Origin of the sequence: Methylobacterium sp. E-016, from assembly GCF_022829745.1 — a bacterium.
Taxonomy (GTDB): domain Bacteria; phylum Pseudomonadota; class Alphaproteobacteria; order Rhizobiales; family Beijerinckiaceae; genus Methylobacterium.
Genome location: NZ_JAKSYF010000085.1, coordinates 1 through 16,141 on the forward strand (window position 1 = coordinate 1; position 16,141 = coordinate 16,141).

15 protein-coding genes and 1 tRNA gene are annotated in these 16,141 nt (G+C 71.8%); 7 read left to right on the top strand and 9 right to left on the bottom strand.

The window, feature by feature from the left end; translation table 11 throughout:
- Together MKK68_RS11165 and MKK68_RS11170 are read right to left on the bottom strand one after the other, a co-directional pair.
- Window positions 1–374: disulfide bond formation protein B (locus MKK68_RS11165; protein WP_244030299.1), on the bottom strand; the 374-nt coding region annotated here is incomplete at its 3' end.
- Window positions 375–956, bottom strand: coding sequence for a YqaA family protein (locus MKK68_RS11170; RefSeq protein ID WP_147727379.1), 582 nt, complete (start codon window positions 954–956; stop codon window positions 375–377).
- Window positions 957–1,112: 156 nt separating this feature from the next.
- Here MKK68_RS11170 and MKK68_RS11175 point away from each other — a divergent pair.
- Window positions 1,113–1,197: transfer RNA gene (locus tag MKK68_RS11175), tRNA-Leu, on the top strand.
- A 6-nt stretch (window positions 1,198–1,203) separates the two neighbouring features.
- On the opposite strand, the gene MKK68_RS11180 is transcribed toward MKK68_RS11175, so the two are convergent.
- Both MKK68_RS11180 and MKK68_RS11185 read right to left on the bottom strand, forming a co-directional pair.
- Window positions 1,204–1,896: a glutamine amidotransferase-related protein gene (locus MKK68_RS11180; RefSeq protein ID WP_244030301.1), complete on the bottom strand. Its 693-nt coding sequence runs from the start codon at window positions 1,894–1,896 to the stop codon at window positions 1,204–1,206.
- Window positions 1,897–1,960: 64 nt separating this feature from the next.
- A complete protein-coding gene (locus MKK68_RS11185; protein ID WP_244030303.1) occupies window positions 1,961–3,142 on the bottom strand; it encodes a ceramide glucosyltransferase in 1,182 nt (393 codons plus the stop codon).
- Window positions 3,143–3,262: 120 nt separating this feature from the next.
- Here MKK68_RS11185 and MKK68_RS11190 point away from each other — a divergent pair, with 120 nt between their 5' ends.
- Both MKK68_RS11190 and MKK68_RS11195 read left to right on the top strand, forming a co-directional pair.
- On the top strand, window positions 3,263–4,213 hold the full coding sequence (locus MKK68_RS11190; RefSeq protein ID WP_244030305.1) for an NAD(P)/FAD-dependent oxidoreductase: 951 nt from the start codon (window positions 3,263–3,265) through the stop codon (window positions 4,211–4,213).
- The gene (locus MKK68_RS11195) at window positions 4,210–5,115 is read left to right on the top strand and encodes a histone deacetylase (protein ID WP_405042385.1); all 906 of its coding nucleotides are present in this window, start codon (window positions 4,210–4,212) and stop codon (window positions 5,113–5,115) included. The genes MKK68_RS11190 and MKK68_RS11195 overlap by 4 nt, the downstream gene beginning before the upstream one ends.
- On the opposite strand, the gene MKK68_RS11200 is transcribed toward MKK68_RS11195, so the two are convergent.
- Window positions 5,109–5,687 (bottom strand): TetR/AcrR family transcriptional regulator, encoded by a 579-nt coding sequence (locus MKK68_RS11200; protein ID WP_147726499.1) that lies wholly within the window; start codon window positions 5,685–5,687, stop codon window positions 5,109–5,111. The two genes, MKK68_RS11195 and MKK68_RS11200, sit on opposite strands and share 7 nt — an antisense overlap.
- 79 nt (window positions 5,688–5,766) lie before the next feature.
- Between MKK68_RS11200 and MKK68_RS11205 the strand changes: the two genes are divergently transcribed.
- The 3 genes from MKK68_RS11205 (at window position 5,767) to MKK68_RS11215 (ending at window position 11,098) form a co-directional block, all read left to right on the top strand.
- Window positions 5,767–6,864 (top strand): efflux RND transporter periplasmic adaptor subunit, encoded by a 1,098-nt coding sequence (locus MKK68_RS11205; RefSeq protein WP_244030307.1) that lies wholly within the window; start codon window positions 5,767–5,769, stop codon window positions 6,862–6,864.
- A gap of 83 nt (window positions 6,865–6,947) precedes the next feature.
- On the top strand, window positions 6,948–8,030 hold the full coding sequence (locus MKK68_RS11210) for an efflux RND transporter periplasmic adaptor subunit (protein WP_244030408.1): 1,083 nt from the start codon (window positions 6,948–6,950) through the stop codon (window positions 8,028–8,030).
- Window positions 8,031–8,032: 2 nt separating this feature from the next.
- Complete coding sequence (locus MKK68_RS11215) at window positions 8,033–11,098, top strand: efflux RND transporter permease subunit (RefSeq protein ID WP_313899224.1); 3,066 nt, start codon at window positions 8,033–8,035, stop codon at window positions 11,096–11,098.
- On the opposite strand, the gene MKK68_RS11220 is transcribed toward MKK68_RS11215, so the two are convergent.
- The 3 genes from MKK68_RS11220 to tsaA all read right to left on the bottom strand — a co-directional run bounded on the left by MKK68_RS11220 (window position 11,085) and on the right by tsaA (window position 13,062).
- A complete protein-coding gene (locus tag MKK68_RS11220) occupies window positions 11,085–11,624 on the bottom strand; it encodes a MarR family winged helix-turn-helix transcriptional regulator (RefSeq protein ID WP_243935357.1) in 540 nt (179 codons plus the stop codon). The two genes, MKK68_RS11215 and MKK68_RS11220, sit on opposite strands and share 14 nt — an antisense overlap.
- A 200-nt stretch (window positions 11,625–11,824) precedes the next feature.
- Window positions 11,825–12,526 carry an SGNH/GDSL hydrolase family protein gene (locus MKK68_RS11225; RefSeq protein ID WP_244030308.1) on the bottom strand — a complete coding sequence of 234 codons (702 nt, stop codon included), beginning with the start codon at window positions 12,524–12,526 and terminating at the stop codon, window positions 11,825–11,827.
- Window positions 12,523–13,062, bottom strand: coding sequence for a tRNA (N6-threonylcarbamoyladenosine(37)-N6)-methyltransferase TrmO (gene tsaA, locus MKK68_RS11230; protein ID WP_409567217.1), 540 nt, complete (start codon window positions 13,060–13,062; stop codon window positions 12,523–12,525). Before tsaA ends, MKK68_RS11225 begins: the two co-directional genes overlap by 4 nt.
- Before the next feature lie 113 nt (window positions 13,063–13,175).
- Between tsaA and MKK68_RS11235 the strand changes: the two genes are divergently transcribed.
- Complete coding sequence (locus MKK68_RS11235) at window positions 13,176–14,669, top strand: AMP nucleosidase (RefSeq protein ID WP_409567218.1); 1,494 nt, start codon at window positions 13,176–13,178, stop codon at window positions 14,667–14,669.
- Between the two features lie 9 nt (window positions 14,670–14,678).
- On the opposite strand, the gene MKK68_RS11240 is transcribed toward MKK68_RS11235, so the two are convergent.
- Window positions 14,679–15,839, bottom strand: coding sequence for an alpha/beta hydrolase (locus MKK68_RS11240; protein ID WP_244030311.1), 1,161 nt, complete (start codon window positions 15,837–15,839; stop codon window positions 14,679–14,681).
- Window positions 15,840–16,141: the final 302 nt, after the last annotated feature.

Sequence of the window (16,141 nt, forward strand, 5' to 3'; positions counted from 1 at the left end):
ACCTTCGTCGTCTGCAACGCGTTCAGAAAATCGCCGACGGCTGCCGGGTTCGCGCCGGTTCCGCCGCCGCAATCGGTCGGGCCCGGCCAGAACCCCCACTCCGCGCCGGCGTGGTAGGCGCCGAGCCCGGCGCCGTAGAGCAGGCCGGCCGCGGCCAGCCCGAGGGCGAGGCGCGAGAGCCGCTCGGGCAGGAACAGCGCGAGGACGGCGAGCGGCACCGCCGCGTAGTAGGGCAGGCGCTCGGTCAGGCAGAGCTTGCACGGCGCGTAGCCGTAGCCGAACTGCAGCACCAGGGCGGCGCCGACCGTGAGGATCGAGCCGATCAGGACGGCGAGCGCGGCGCGGCGCAGGCGCAGCAGGGCGGCGTAGCTCATCTAGAGGATCACCTTGAACAGGACGAAGCCGAGGACGATCACCGCGACCGAGATCGCGACGACCGCGTTGAGATGGCGGTCGAGCACGCCGCGGATCTGGACGCCGTAGCGCCCGAGCAGCCCGGCGAGGATGAAGAAGCGCGCGCCGCGGGTGACGATCGACAGCAGCGTGAACCAGAACAGGCTGTAATGGGCGAAGCCCGAGGTGATGGTCACGAGCTTGTAGGGGATCGGCGTCAGCCCCTTAAGCAGGATCACCCAGTGCCCGTACTCGGCATAGGATTGCTGGAAGGTCGCCGCCTTGTCCTGCAGGCCGTAGAGCCGGATCAGCCAGGTTCCGAGCGAGTCGAACAGCAGCGCGCCGATGGCGTAGCCGACGAGGCCGCCGAGCACCGAGCCGACCGTGGCGATCAGCGCGTAGAACCACACCCGGTCGGGCCGGCTCACCGCCATCGGCACCAGCATCGCATCGGGCGGGACCGGGAAGAAGGAGCTCTCGGCGAACGCCACGGCGCCCAGGACGTAGGGCGCGGAGGGCTTGCCCGAAAGTGCGAGTATCCACTCGTAGAGGCGGCGGATCATCGGGCCTGTCTGTGCATCGGGTTCCTCGGGGCAGGGCGCCCTTTGAGCACAGCCGGCCCGACCGCACCAGCGTGCCGGCTATCCGCCGCACGCCGTGCGCGACCCCGGGAAAGGGCTTGGCCCGGCCACGGGACCTGTGCGAAAAGGCTCCCCGTCGCGGGTATGGTGGAACTGGTAGACGCGGGCGACTCAAAATCGCCAGCCGCAAGGCGTGGGGGTTCGATTCCCTCTACCCGCACCAACCTTCTCATTCCTGCTCCAGGAATCGTCGGATCCAGCCCGCCACCCGGTGCCGGTCGTCCGGTGCGTCGAGCGAGGCGAGCGCCGCTTGCGCCCGCTCCGGATCGTCATGCGCATCGGCATGGCCGGCGATCAGGGCGCGGGTGTAGTCGGGCTCGAATTCCGGGTGGAACTGCACCGACAGCGCGGCGCGGTCCCGGTATTCCAGCATCGCGTAGGGCGTGAAGGCGCTCGCCGCGAGCACGCGGGTCGCGGGCGGGGCCACCACGACCTGATCCTGATGGAACGCCGCCACCGCGATCCGCGTCGCGTCGTCCATGAACGGCGCCCGCTCCGTCACCGCGTAGCCGTGCAGGCCGAGGGCGCGCCCCTTCTCCGAACGGATCGCGCGGCCGCCATAGGCCTCCGCCATCACCTGATGCCCGAAGCAGATGCCGACGAGGCGCTTCTCCGGCGGGAGCGCGCGCAGGGCCGCGATCAGCGGCGCAATCCACGGCAGCGGATCGTAGACGCCGGCCGCCGAGCCGGTGACGGCGTAGCCGTCGAACGCCTGCCAATCGGTGGGCATCCGTCCTGCGCGGACATCGAAGATCGTGCTGTCGTGCGCCGGCCCGATCATCCGAGCCGTCATCGCGCCGTAGGAGGGGAAGCGGTCGAGCCGCGCCGGCGGCGATCCGGCTTCGAGGATGGCGATGCGCACGTGACCGACCGCTGCTGATGATCCGCGACCGGCATCGCGCCGTTCGCGCCGCGATGCAACCGGGTCAGGCGGGGCGCGCCGTCCGCCCGACCCGTCGCGGCCGGACGACGGGCTTGAGGCGGATGTCCATGGCGTTGCCGCGCCAGACGATCGCGCGATGGGTCCAGGCCGCGCACCAGACCAGCGGGATCAGCGCGTCGCGCAGAACGAAGGCGAGGAGCAGGCGGGGGGCGTGGAACCAGCCGGCGCGCGTCGCCAGCCGGAGCTCGGCGGCGTAGCCCAGGGCTGCGAGAGCGGCGAGGCCGGCCGCCGCCGTCCAGGTTCCGGCCAGGAGCCCTGCGAGCAGGAACGGCAGCAGCGTGCCGCTGGCGATCTCGGGCGCGAAGAACAGCGGGAACGTCACCCGGCGCAGGCGCGCCCAGCGGATCTGGCGGGACCAGACCTCGGACGCCCTGCGGCGCCCCAGCGGCTGTTCGAACGGCGCCGCGACGAGGTGGACGCGGCGGCCGGCCGCGCGCACCAGCTTCGTCGCCGCCGCGTCCTCGGCGATCTCAGCGGCCAGCGCCCGGATGCCGCCCTGCGCCTCGAGTAACGGGCGATGCCAGAGCATGCTCTTGCCCTGCGCGAAGCCGAGCCCCACCGCCTCGCCGGCATATTGCCAGCGCGCCTGGAGGGTGTTGAGGAAGGCGCACTCGACCGCGGCCCAGATCCCGTCCGGCCGCGCGCCGATCGGCGTCGAGCAGACGAGGGCGGTGTCGGCGCGCCACGCCGCCTGCATCCGCTCCAGGTAGTCCGCCGGCATCAGCACGTTCGAGTCGGCGATGACGATCCAATCGTGTCGCGCCGCCTCCCAGCCTCGCACGCAGTTGTTGAGCTTCGGGTTGTCGCTGATGCGCTCGTCGCCGATCAGGATGCGGGCCGGAACCTGCGGATGCGCCGCGACCAGGCGGCGGACCAGCGGCAGCACCGGATCGGCGGCATCGGCGACGCAGAACAGGATCTCGTAGGCCGGGTGGTCGAGCGCGAAGCCGCGGGCGAGGGTCTCCTCGCTGAAGGTCTCGAGGCCGCAGACCGGGCGCACCAGGGAGATCGGTGCGCCGGCCGGGAACGTGGTCTCGCCGGGCGAACGGCCGATCCGCCGACCCGCCACGATCAGGCTCGCGAGGTGGACGATCGTCAGGAGCGCGCACGGCGCGAGGGCGAGCGCGGTGCCGTCGAGGGCCGGTAAGGTGCTGGCGAGACCCATGCGGCACGCATCTCCGAACCGGCCTGTCCCGCGGCGTGCGGCCGCGCCGGCGGACTGCCCCTAACAGGGTGCGCATTTCAGCCGTATGACAGCCTCGGGCGCACCTAGGGGAGCGAAGCTTTGGCCGAAGGCGGAACCGTCGCGATCCTCGGAGCCGGCATGGCGGGCGGCGCCGCCGCCCAACGCCTCGCCCAAGCCGGCATCGCCGTCCGCATCTTCGACAAGGGCCGCGGCATCGGCGGGCGCATGGCGACGCGGCGCACCGGGACGGGCCAGCGCTTCGACCACGGCGCGCAGTTCTTCCGCGCCAAGGGCGACGCGTTCCGCGCGCAGTGCGCAACCTGGATCGCGTCCGGCGTCGCTGCGCCCTGGGGCGAGGACGGCCGCACCGTCGGCCTGCCCGGCATGCCGGCGCCGGTCCGCGCCCTGCTCGACGGCTTTCCGGTCTCACTCGAGACCACGATCATCCGCATCGCGCGCTCGGAGGCCGGCTGGATGCTGACGGATGCGGACGGCGTCGCCAGCGGTCCCTTCGCCGCCGTCGGCCTGACCTTTCCGGCGCCGCAGGTCGTGGCGTTGATTGCGGCGAGCGGTCTCGTCCTGGCCGGGCCGGAGCGGGCGACCTACGCGCCGTGCTGGTCGCTGCTCCTCGACCTCGACGAGCACCCCGGCTTCTCGGAGGCGCATCTGGCGTTCGCCGACGGTCCGATCGCGCTGATCGTGCGCGAGGAGACCAAGCCAGGCCGCGCGGCCGGTCACGCCCTGGTGGTGCATGCCGCGCCGGACTGGTCCCGCACGCATCTGGAGGATCCGCGCGAGGCGGTCCGGGCCGCGCTGTTCGGCGCGCTCGAAGCCCGTCTCGGCCGGGCGGTCCGCCCGGCCTACGCCGCCGTCCATCGCTGGCGCTACGCCATGGTCGAGACGGCGCTCGGCGAGCCCTGCCTCTATGATCCGGCGCAGCGGCTGGGCGCGGCCGGCGATTGGTGCCTCGGCCCGCGGATCGAGGCGGCCTTCGACAGCGGCCGGGCGCTGGGCGAGCGCATCGTCGCGGACCTGAAGGGCGCGCGGTGATCCCGCCGATCGTGTTCCACCCGGCCTACGAGGCGAGCCTGCCGGCCGGGCACCGGTTCCCGATGCGCAAGTACGGGCGGCTCGCCGAAGTCCTGACGGAGCGCGGGCTGGCGCCGCGCGGGTTCGTGACGCCGGAGCCGGCCTCGCCCGAGCTGCTGCGGTTCGCCCACGATGCGGCTTACGTCGAGGCCGTCCTCGCTCTTTCGGTCCCGCGGGCGATCGAGCGGGCGATCGGCCTGCCGGTGGACGCGAGCGTCGTCCGCCGCTCGCGCGCCTCGGTCGGCGGCACGCTGCTCGCGGCGCGCCTCGCCCTCGCGCAGGGTCTCGCCGGAAGCGCCGCGGGCGGGAGCCATCATGCCCGGCGCGAGCAGGGGGCGGGGTTCTGCGTCTTCAACGACGTCGCGGTCGCCGCCCGCGCCCTGCAGGCCGAGGGCGCGATCCGGCGGGCGCTCGTGGTCGATTGCGACGTGCACCAGGGCGACGGCACCGCCGACTGCCTCGCGCGCTCGCCGGACCTCTTCACCCTCTCGATCCACTGCGAGAAGAACTACCCGACCGCCAAGATCGCCGGCGACCTCGACATCGGCCTGCCCGACGGGCTCGACGATGCCGGCTACCTCGCCGTGCTCGAGGCGCGGCTTCCGCCCCTCCTCGACGCCCTGGCGCCCGACCTCGTGTTCTACAATGCCGGCGTCGACCCGCATCGCGACGACCGCCTCGGCCGGCTCGCGCTCAGCGACGACGGGCTGCTTGCCCGCGACCGCTTCGTCGTCGGGCAGGCGCGCGCCCGCGGCATCCCGCTCGTCGCGGTGATCGGCGGCGGCTACACGCACGATGTCGACGCGCTCGCGGGCCGCCACGCCCTGGTGTTCCAGGCGCTGGCGGCCAACGCCCTCTACTGATCCGCGGGCAGCGCCCGCGCCTGGGTCTCGAGAGCGTCGAACAGGCAATTCAGCGCCGCGCCGTCGAGGCGGTGGAAGTCGAGCGAGCGGCTCAGCATCAGGCCGAGGATCGAGAAGGTCAGCGCCGCACCCTGGCCCGCGCGCCCCTCGATCGCGCCCATCGCCGCGAGCTGCTCGGCCAGGAAGTCGGAGAAGGCCGCCACGGCCTCGGGGTTGTCGGCCGACGCGATCAGCAGGGCATCCGGAAACCCGCATTCCTCGGCGTACATCTCGCGGGCATGGGCGATCACCGCCAGCGGCAGTGCGGCGGGCCCTCGCGGGCCGGCGGCGAGGCAGGCGGCGATGCCGGCGCGAAGCCGGCCGACCTTGCGGACCGCCAGCGCGGTCACGAGCGCATCCTTCGAGGCGTAGTGGTGCAGCACGCCGCCCTTGCTCAGCCCGGCTTCCACCGCGACGGCGTCGATCGTCAGCGTGCGGCTGCCGGAGCGTCGCAGCAGGGCTTCGGCTGCGTCGAGGATCACCTCGGCGCGATCCTGTCGCCGGCTACGCGTCTTCGCCGTCCCGTCGTCCATCGACACCACCCGTAAAAACCGTCTGGACGGTCGGTAAGATAGCGGATAAGTTTCGGCCGCGATAGATCGAGTCGGGACCATGCACGCCGTGAACCGAGGTTTTTCCATCGTCCTGGCGTCGACGCTGCTGGCGGCGACCGCCGTCCGTGCCGATCCGGTGCCGCTGATGGCGCAGACCCTAGTGCGCACGGTGATCGCGGCGGAAAGCCCGATCGCCGGCGACGTCGTCTTCACCGGCGACGTGCAGGCGCAGGGGCAGACCAGCGTCTCGTTCCGCACCGCCGGCAAGATCGAGACCCGCCTCGTCGAGGTCGGCGACCATGTCGCGGCCGATCAGGTCCTGGCCCGGCTCGACCCGCGCGAGCAACGCTCGAACCTCGCCAACGCGCACGCGGCGCTGGCCTCGGCCGAGGCGCTGTCGACCCAGGCCAAGCTCGGGTTCAAGCGCCAGGAAGCGCTAATGGCGAGCGGCTACACCACGCGGCCCTCCTACGACAACGCCGAGCAGCAGCTGCGCACGACCCAGGCTGCGGTCGATTCGGCCAAGGCGGCCCTCGGCACGGCGCAGGAGCAGCTGTCCTACACCGAGCTGAGGTCGGGCGTGGCCGGCATCGTGCTCAGCCGCTCCCTGGAGACCGGGCAGGTGGTGCAGGCCGGCCAGTCGGTCCTGACGCTGGCGCAGGACGGGCCGCGCGATGCGGTCTTCAACGTCTACGAGGCCTTGCTGGCGTCCCCTCCGCAATCCGGCACCGTCGACGTGACGCTCCAGGGCGACCCGTCGGTGACCGCCATCGGCAGCGTCCGCGAGATTTCGCCCAGCGTCGATCCGACCTCCGGCACCGTCCGCGTCAAGGTCGGCCTCAAGCAGACGCCGCCCGCGATGACCCTCGGCGCGGTGGTGATCGGCCGTGGCCGGTTCCAGAGCCACGCGGCGATCGTGCTGCCGTGGTCGGCGCTCTACCGCTGGGAGGATAAGCCCGCGGTCTGGGTACGCGATCCCGCCGGCGGCACGGTGGCGCCCCGCATCGTGACGATCGACCGCTACGGCCCCGACAGCATCGCGCTGTCGAGCGGGGTCGCGTCGGGCGAGGAGGTCGTCATCGCCGGCATCCAGTTCCTTCGCCCCGGCCAGACTGTGACGGTGGCCGAGCAGGTCGCGACGGGAGCCGCGAAGTGACGGTGTTCGAGCGTTTCTTTGCCGCCGCCTTCCCTTCCTCCTCCCGCGCAGGGGGGGGAGGGGGGCGGTTTCGGGCCCCTTCCATCATCGTCGGAACGTCGCTGCTCGCGCTCGCCGCCTGCAAGCCCGCCGAGGAGGCGAAGGCGCCGCCGGTGCGGCCGGTCCTGTACGCCGTCGCCAAGCCGATCGCGTCGGTGCGGTTCGGGCCGTTCGCCGGCACGGTCGAGCCGCGCTACCAGTCGCAGCTCGGGTTCCAGATCGCCGGCCGGGTGGTCGCGCGCGACGTCACCGTCGGCGACCTCGTGAAGAAGGGGCAGCGGCTGGCTGCCCTCGACACCGTGGTGCCGCGCTTCGCCATGACCCGTGCCGAGGCCGACGTGGCGGATGCCAAGGCGCAATCCGAGAACGCCGCCGCCACCGAGGCGCGGACCCGGCGCCTGATGGAAGGCGGCAACGTCACCCAGGCGCAGCTCGACAGCACCGTCGCCAACCGCGACACCGCGCAGGCGCGGCTGACCCAGGCGCAGGCGAGCCTGGAAAAGGCCCGCGACCAGATGGGCTACACCGAGCTCCATGCCGACTTCGACGGCGTCGTCACCCAGCGCAACGCCGAGATCGGGCAGGACCTCACCGCCGGGCAGACGGTGGTGACCGTGGCGCGGCCCGAGGTGCGCGAGGCGGTGGTCGACATCCCCGACGACCTCGTCGCGGCCATGCCGAAGGACGGCCGCTTCACCGTGGCGCTGCAGAGCGCCCCCGAGATCACCGCCGTCGGCACCGTGCGCGAGACCGCGCCCTTCGCCGATGCGAGCACCCGCACCCGGCGTATCCGGATGTCGCTCGACAACCCGCCGCGCGCGTTCCGGCTCGGGGCGACGATCACCGTGTCGCTGGTGCGCAGGATCGCGCCGCGCTTCGTGCTGCCCGCCACCGCCATCCTCGGCGCCGACGGGCGCGATTCCGTGTGGATTGTCAACGCCGCCGGCGACGCGGCGAAGCGGTCCCCGGTCACGGTCTCGGACCGGAAGGGCGACTATGTCGGCGTCGCGAGCGGGCTGGCGGCGGGCGACCGCGTCGTCGTCGCCGGCGTCCACTCCCTCGCCGACGGCCAGACGATCCGCCTCGCGGATGCGCCCATCGTCGTTCCCGGCACGCAGGACTTCTGATCGTGGGTAGCTTCAACGCATCGGAATGGGCGCTCTCGCACCGCTCGTTCGTGTGGTTCCTCATGGCGATCTGCCTGGTGGCCGGCACGCTCGCCTATCGCGGGCTCGGCCGCGAGGAGGACCCGCCCTTCGCGATCAAGACGATGGTGGTTCAGGCGGTATGGCCGGGCGCCACCATCGGCGACACGCTCGAGCAGGTCACCGACCGGATCGAGAAGGAGCTGCAGCAGGTCGCGACCCTGGACTACGTCCGCAGCTACACCACGCCGGGCAACGCGACGGTGTTCGTGCAGCTGCGCGACACCACGAAGGCGTCCGAGATCCAGCCGTCGTTCTACCAGGTCCGCAAGCGCCTCGGCGACATCCAGGGCACCTTCCCGCAGGGGATGCAGGGGCCGTTCTTCAACGACGAGTTCGGCGACGTCTACGGCAACGTCTACGGCTTCACCGCCGACGGCCTGAGCCACCGCCAGCTGCGCGACTACGTCGAGGGCGTGCGCACCGAGATCCTGAAGGTACCCAACATCGGCAAGACGCTGCTGCTCGGCACGCAGAAGGAGACGATCTTCCTCGACTTCTCGACGCGCAAGCTCGCCGGCTACGGCATCGACATCCAGTCGCTGATCAAGACGCTGCAGAGCCAGAACGCGATCTCGCCCTCGGGCGTCGTCCAGGCCGGGCCGGAGCGGGTCTCGGTGCGGGTGAGCGGGCAGTTCTCGTCCGAGACCTCGCTGGAGACCATCAACCTGCGGGTCAACGACCGCTTCTTCCGCCTGTCGGACGTCGCCGAGATCAGCCGCGGCTACGAGGACCCGCCGGCCGCGCTGTTCCGCGTCGACGGCAAGCCGGCGATCGGGCTGGCGATCGCCATGCGGCCGAACGCCAACCTGCTGCATTTCGGCGAGGACCTGAAGGCGCGCATGCGCCTGATCGAGGCGAAGCTGCCGATCGGCGTCGGCATCCACCTCGTCTCGGACCAGCCGCGGATCGTCGAGGAGGCGGTCGGTGGCTTCACCCAGGCGCTTCTCGAGGCGGTGGTGATCGTGCTCGCGGTCAGCTTCCTCAGCCTCGGCATCCGCGCCGGCCTCGTGGTCTCGATCTCGATCCCGCTGGTGTTGGCCATCGTCTTCGTCGTGATGCAGATCATGGGCGTCACCCTGCAGCGCATCTCGCTCGGTGCGCTGATCATCGCGCTGGGCCTGCTCGTCGACGACGCGATGATCACCGTCGAGATGATGGTCGCGCGGCTCGAGCTCGGCGATTCGCTGAAGAAGGCCGCGACCTTCGCCTACACCTCGACCGCCTTCCCGATGCTGACCGGCACCCTGGTGACGGTGGCCGGCTTCCTGCCGATCGGCTTCAACGGCTCGTCGGCCGGCGAGTACACCTACTCGCTGTTCGTGGTGATCGCCGCCTCGCTCCTGGTCTCGTGGGTGGTGGCCGTGCTGTTCGCGCCGCTGATCGGCGTGACGCTGCTGCCCAAGACCATGAAGAAGCACAGCCACGAGCCCGGCCGGATGGGGCGGTTGTTCCTGCGCGCGCTCGTCGCCGCGATGCGCTTCCGCTGGCTCACCGTCGCGGGCTGCGTCGCGCTGCTCGGCCTGTCGATGTACGGCATGACCTTCGTGCAGCAGCAGTTCTTCCCTGCCTCCGACCGCACCGAAATCCTGGTCGACTTCACCCTGCCGCAGAACGCGACGGTTACCGAGACGCAGGCCCAGATGGACCGTTTCGAGGCGACCCTGACGGGCAACCCCGACGTCGAGCGCTGGTCGTCCTATGTCGGCCAGGGGGCGGTCCGCTTCTACCTGCCTCTCGACCAGCAGCTCGCCAACAGCTTCTTCGGGCAGGTCGTCGTGGTGACGAAGTCGCTGGAGGCGCGCGACCGCCTGTTCCCCAAGCTCGAGGAGCGGGCGAAGCGCGACTTCGTCGGCACCGACGTGTTCGTGAACCCGCTCTCGCTCGGCCCCCCGGTCGGCCGGCCGATCCAGTACCGCTTGAGCGGGCCCGACCTCCAGGTGGTCCGCGCGAAGGCGCTCGCGCTCGCCGACATCGTTGCCAAGAGCCCGCATGTCGGCGTGCCGACCTTCGACTGGAACGAGCCCGGCAAGGTGCTGCGGGTCGAGATCCTGCAGGACAAGGCACGCCAGCTCGGCGTCACCAGCCAGGACATCGCCGGCATCCTCAACGGCGTCGTCGGCGGCACGGCGATCACGCAGGTGCGCGACTCGATCTACCTCGTCAACGTGATCGGGCGGGCGCAGGCGGCGGAACGGACCTCGCTCGACACCCTGCAGAGCCTGCAGGTGACGCTCGCCAACGGCTCGGTGGTGCCGTTGCTCGCCTTCGCGCGGATCGCCTACGACCTGGAGCAGCCGATCGTCTGGCGCCGCGATCGGGTCGCGACGCTGACGGTGCGCGCCCCGATTATCGACGCGACGCAGCCGCCGACCATCGTGGCGGCGCTCGCCGCCGACATCGACGCGTTCGCCGCGGCCCTGCCGGAGGGTTACGCGCTCGCCACCGGCGGCGCGGTCGAGGAGGCGGCCAAGGGCCAGGGCCCGATCGCCGCGGTGGTGCCGGTGATGCTGCTGACGATGGCGGTGTTCCTGATGATCCAGCTGCAGAGCGTGCAGAAGCTGTTCCTGGTGTCGAGCGTGGCCCCGCTCGGGCTCATCGGCGTCGTCGCGGCGCTGCTGCCCTCGGGCAAGCCGATGGGCTTCGTCGCGATCCTCGGCATCCTGGCGCTGATCGGCATCATCATCCGCAACGCGGTGATCCTGGTGAGCCAGATCGAGGAATGCGAGGCCGACGGCCTCGGGCCCTGGGACGCGGTGGTGGAGGCGACCCGCCACCGCATGCGCCCGATCCTGCTGACGGCCGCGGCGGCGAGCCTCGGCATGGTCCCGATCGCCCGCGAGGTGTTCTGGGGGCCGATGGCCTACGCGATGATCGGCGGCATCATCGCGGCGACCTTCCTGACGCTGTTCTTCCTGCCGGCGCTCTACGTCGGCTGGTACCGGATCCGGCCGCCGGCCCCGAGCCGCCCGGCCGCTACCGCGGCTTGATCGGCCGGCGCGGCGATGTCGGCGGCGCGGTCTCGTCAGGGGCGACCGCCTCGGGCGGGATCGCCACCGGCTTCGAGAACGCGCCGAGGTTGTCGACCAGCTTCGTCAGCAGGCGGATCGTCTCGGCGACCTCGTCCGCGCTGAGCGCGGCGAGGAAGTTGCGCTCGCGCTCCAGCGCCACGACGGTGATGCGGTCGTGCAGGTCGAGGCCGGCGGGCGACAGCGCCAGCAGGCGGCGGCGGGCGTCCTTCGCGTCGCCCTGGATCAGCACCAGGCCGCGGCTCTCCATCCAGGCGATGCTGCGGCTCACCACGGCCTTGTCGAGGGCCGACAGCTCGCAGATCCGGTGTGCGGTGATCCACGGCTCGGAGGCGAGCCGGTACATGATCCGCCAGTCGGTCAGGCCGACCCCGAAATGCTGCCGGTAGAAGATCGAGGCGTTGTTGGTCAGCGTGTTCGACAGGTGCGTCAGCAGTGCCGGAACGTAGACGTCGGGATCGACGATGGCGGGCTCGTCCCGGCTCACCGCGGGAAATTCCTGTGCGCCGGTGATCGATCCACCCATTGACCATGCCCCGCCGAGACGTGTTCCGCCGCGCATCCGCTCGCGCGTTGCCGGATCGTCCCGGTATCCGGAATACTTAGACCCGATCGCACCCGTTGCGCACCTGCCGGCTGGAAACTTGTCTCCGCCGACACAACCTTTTTGGCCGTGCGCGGATCCGATCAGGGCGGCGTTGGGTCGCACAGGGCCGGCACGAGCGCGCCGAGCACGGGCCGGTAGGCCGCAAGGTGGAGCCCGTCGCGCATCGTGCCGGGCTTGGCGAAGCCCGTCGCCCCGTCGCGGATCGCGGCGAAGGGATCGGCGAAGCGGCAGCCGAGCCGCGCGCACAGGGATTTGAGCCGATCCGAGTAATCCGCGACCGCGAGCGGGTCGAGGCGCCCGTCGAGCGCGCGACCGATCGGCGGCAGCGCTGTGACGACGAGGCGATCCGTGTTCGCCGTCAGCTGGCGGATGATCCGCGTCGCCGCCGCCTCGTAGCGCGCCGCCGCCGCGGCCTCGCGCGGGTGGTTCTTGGCCAGGATGTCGTTGGTGCCGATCGTCAGCACCGCCGCCCGCGGCCGGACCGGAAACCGGATGGTCGCGACGAGGTCGGCGTAGACCGGCGCGCTGGCGCCGCTGACCCCGCCGTTCACGAGTTCCAGGCCGCAGGGTCGTTGCGCCGGCGTTTCCAACTCGGCGTGGGAATCGCCGGCCAGGAAGACGTAGTCGGCGGGCGCCTCGTCGAGATGGACCTGCACCGCGGTGAGGCGGCCCTGTGCGTAGGCGCGGACGTTGACCGGCGCGACCGCGAGCATCCGCCCGATCAGGATGCCGGTGCCGACGAGGGCGAGGGCGGCGAGGCCGGCGACGATGCGGCGCCTCATGCGCGGGCGGTTCCGGCCCGGTCCACCGTCGCGTCGGGCCGGGAATCGGTCGTCGCATAGTAGGGCTTGATGTCGAGGAGCGGGGTGCCGTCGAGGCAGTCGAGACCGCGCACCGTCAGGGTCGCGCCGTCGCGTCCGAGCAGCTCCACCACCGAGAGCGCGATCGGGTTCGGCCGCGCCGGCGAGCGCAGCGAGAACGTGCCGCGGCTGCCGTCGGCGTGGCGCGGGCGCTGCACCAGCAGGCCGCGCTCGGCCCGGTCCATCCAGTACAGCAGGATCAGGTGGCTCGCGCCCTCGACGTTCTGCAGGCCCGGCGCGTAGCGCGGATCGACCGCGACGGTGCAGGCCGCGTCGGTCTGCAGCCCGTTCTTCGGGCAGTCTCCGCGAACCGTCCACGGCGTGCGGATACGGCCGATGAAGTGGAGCCCGGCATCGGCGCGATCGGGGAGGGCGACGGCCTCCTCGCCCGCGCGGCGAGCGAACGCGTCGCCGGCGGCGTCCATGCTGGTCGCGTTCTTGGCATCCCGATCGGTCATCCGCCGGCTTTCGGGCAACGCGACGCCGACCGCAAGCCCCGTCTCGCGCGCACGGGCGCCGGGGTGTAGAGCCGGGCGGGACGGGCCAGGCAGGATCTGAACGGGGAACGCGCGTGATCGAGAACGAACTGCGCCCGATGGAGGCGGTGGCCGACGTCGCGACCGCCGTCGACCGGCTGGTCGAGCTGCATGCCGGCGCGACCCAGGCCCTGCGCACCGCGCTGACCCGCACGCTGGACGGCGGCAGGCCGCCGGACGCCGCCGAGCGGCTGCAGTTCCGCTACCCGGAGCTTCGCGTGACCTACCGGCCCGCCGGCCCGGTCCCGCGCATCAGCCGCGCGACCGCCAAGATGCAGGCGCCGGGCACCTACAGCACCACCGTCACCAGCCCCGCCGACTTTCGCGCCTACCTGACGGCGCAGCTCGAGCCGCTGGTGGCCGATTACGGGGTCGGGCTCGAGGTCGGCCTGAGCGCGCAGGAGATCCCGTATTCCTACGTGCTCGAGCCCGGCACCGACCTCGGCGCGGGACGCGTCAGCCCGGCCGAGCTCGCGACCTGGTTCCCGGTGCCGCTGCTCTCGCTCGTCGGCGACGAGATCGCCGACGGGACCTGGCAGCCGATGGCCGACGAGCCGCGCCCGCTCGCCCTGTTCGACGCCGTGCGGGTCGATTACTCGCTCCGTCGCCTCGTGCACTACACCGGCTGCGACTGGCGCGAGGTCCAGCCCTGGATCCTGCTGACCAACTACCACCGCTACGTCGACCAGTTCGTCCGCCACGGGCTGGAGCGCCTCGCCTCCGGCGCGGAGGGCTTCACCAAGCTGGTCATGCCGGGGGGCATCACCGTGACGCGCGGCGAGGCCGCCTCCGCCGACCCGGCGGCGCTGATGGCCGCCTCGCCCTGGCACCGCTTCCAGATGCCGGCCTACCACCTCGCGTCCGAAGGTGCCGACGGCACCGCGCAGGGCACGACGCTGGTCAATATCGGCGTCGGCCCCTCGAACGCGAAGACGATCACCGATCACCTCGCGGTGCTGCGCCCGCATTGCTGGCTGATGGTCGGGCATTGCGGCGGCCTGCGGCAATCGCAGACCATCGGCGACTACGTGCTCGCCCACGGCTACATGCGCCGCGACCGCATCCTCGACGAGCTGGTGCCGCCGGACGTTCCGGTGCCAGCGCTCGCCGAGGTGCAGCTCGCGCTCCAGGCCGCGGCCGCGCAGGTCACGGGGGAGAAGGCCGACGCGCTGAAGCGGCGCCTGCGCACCGGCACGGTCGTCACCTACGACGACCGCAACTGGGAGCTGCGCTTCAGCCAGGAACGCCGCCGGATCAACCTCAGCCGCGCCATCGGCGTCGACATGGAGAGCGGGACGATCGCCGCGCAGGGCTACCGCCTGCGGGTGCCCTACGGCACGCTGCTCTGCGTCTCCGACAAGCCGCTGCACGGCGAGATCAAGCTGCCGGGCGCGGCCAACGCGTTCTACGAGCGAGCGGTGGCCGAGCACTTGCTGATCGGGCTAGCCGCCCTCGACATCCTGCGCGGCGACCGCCACGGCCTGCACTCGCGCAAGCTGCGCAGCTTCGACGAGCCGCCGTTCCGGTAGGCCGCGCCGCTACTTCAGCCTGCCGGCGATCCATCCGATGATCGCGTCGGCGACCTCGCCGTTGTTGGTCTCCAGCATCATCATGTGGCCGTTGCCGTGGATGCCGTGCTCGGCCAGCGCCAAGCGGTCGGGCTTAGCGCCCGCCTGCTCGAGGAAGGCGCCGGTGCAGTCGTCCATCGTCGCGCGGAACGAGGCCTCGGCCGTCACGATCACGGCCGGTACGCGGGCGAGATTCGGCAGCTTGCGTGCCGGCTCGGCCTGGAGCCAGCAGCGGATCTGGCCGGGACGGAGCGGCGCCTCGGACTGCGCTACGACGAGGTCGGTCGGGGTCGAGACCGGCGGATCGAAGGTGAGTGGCACGCGGGTGATGCCGTAGGGCCGGGCACGCGCCTCGCCGACCTTCTCGTACCAGGCCGCTCCCCCCTTGAAGCGGATGTCGTAGAAGGTCGGCCCGTTCGGCTCGACCGCGACATGCGCCTTCACCAGGTCGGGGCGCCGGTCCGACACCGCCCATCCGAACACGCCGGCCTGCGAATGCGTCAGCAGGACGGACGGCCCGATCTTCTCGAGCAGCGCGATCAGCGCGGGGTCGACGAGCTCCTCGCTGCGCAGGGCGCTGGCGATGAACGGCACCTGCGAGAAGTAGAACTGGTCGAACGCCGCGTTGCCCCTCACGCCGGCCCCGCCCGGCCAGCGGGTGTGAAGCTTGGCCTGCGGAAACAGGTCGAAGCGCTCCTGCCCGGTGAAGATCGTCTCCAGGTCGTTCGGCGCGAGCCGCGCATAGGGGCCGTAGGCGTCCGGATCGTCGCCGGACCGGCCGCGGCCGACCTGATCGACGACGTAGACGGCAAACCCCTTCTCGACGAACCGATCGACCCAGCCGGGACGCCCGTCCGGCGTGCCGAGGAAGTTCACGCCGGTCTGCGCCGTGCCGTGCACCATCACCACGGGATAGGGCTGCGCCACCTCGACCGGCGCGTGATACTGCACGAACATCTGCCCGACGGCGGCACCCTTGCCCGCGACCGTCTCGTAGGCGCCGCCGACGAAGAAGTAGCCCTCGCGCTGCGCCGGCTTGAAGGTCGCCGGATGGTCGGGCGCAGGCTCGGCCAGAGCCGGTGACCCGAAGCTCAGCAGCGCCCAGGCGAGACCCAGGACGGGTTTCCGCATCGTGACCTCCCGCAGACGTTCTTGTTCGAGTGGGATCGGACGCTAGCAGCCGCCGGCGACCGCGTCAGGCCGTTTGGCTCGCGGACCGATAGGGCGACGGCCGTCTGTCGCCGAACCCGACCCTCGAAGGCACGGGCGCCACCGGCAGAGAGGATCAACGCGGCGGGGTCGCCGCCGCCGATGCGGCAGCGGGGGGCCTTCCGTTTCCGCTCGCATCGGGCTTCCTCGACATCCTGCGCGGTGACCGCCACAGCACGCGCCGCATGTCCCGGCGCCGTCCGATCATGCCGCAGGGGACGCCG

What these genes read in the sequence shown, in the direction of transcription:
- MKK68_RS11200 (WP_147726499.1), bottom strand. Translation starts at nt 5,687, where the DNA reads ATGGACGACGGGACGGCGAAGACGCGTAGCCGGCGACAGGATCGCGCC.
- MKK68_RS11170 (WP_147727379.1), bottom strand. Translation starts at nt 956, where the DNA reads ATGATCCGCCGCCTCTACGAGTGGATACTCGCACTTTCGGGCAAGCCC.
- MKK68_RS11185 (WP_244030303.1), bottom strand. Translation starts at nt 3,142, where the DNA reads ATGGGTCTCGCCAGCACCTTACCGGCCCTCGACGGCACCGCGCTCGCC.
- MKK68_RS11240 (WP_244030311.1), bottom strand. Translation starts at nt 15,839, where the DNA reads ATGCGGAAACCCGTCCTGGGTCTCGCCTGGGCGCTGCTGAGCTTCGGG.
- MKK68_RS11205 (WP_244030307.1), top strand. Translation starts at nt 5,767, where the DNA reads ATGCACGCCGTGAACCGAGGTTTTTCCATCGTCCTGGCGTCGACGCTG.
- tsaA (WP_409567217.1), bottom strand. Translation starts at nt 13,062, where the DNA reads ATGACCGATCGGGATGCCAAGAACGCGACCAGCATGGACGCCGCCGGC.
- MKK68_RS11225 (WP_244030308.1), bottom strand. Translation starts at nt 12,526, where the DNA reads ATGAGGCGCCGCATCGTCGCCGGCCTCGCCGCCCTCGCCCTCGTCGGC.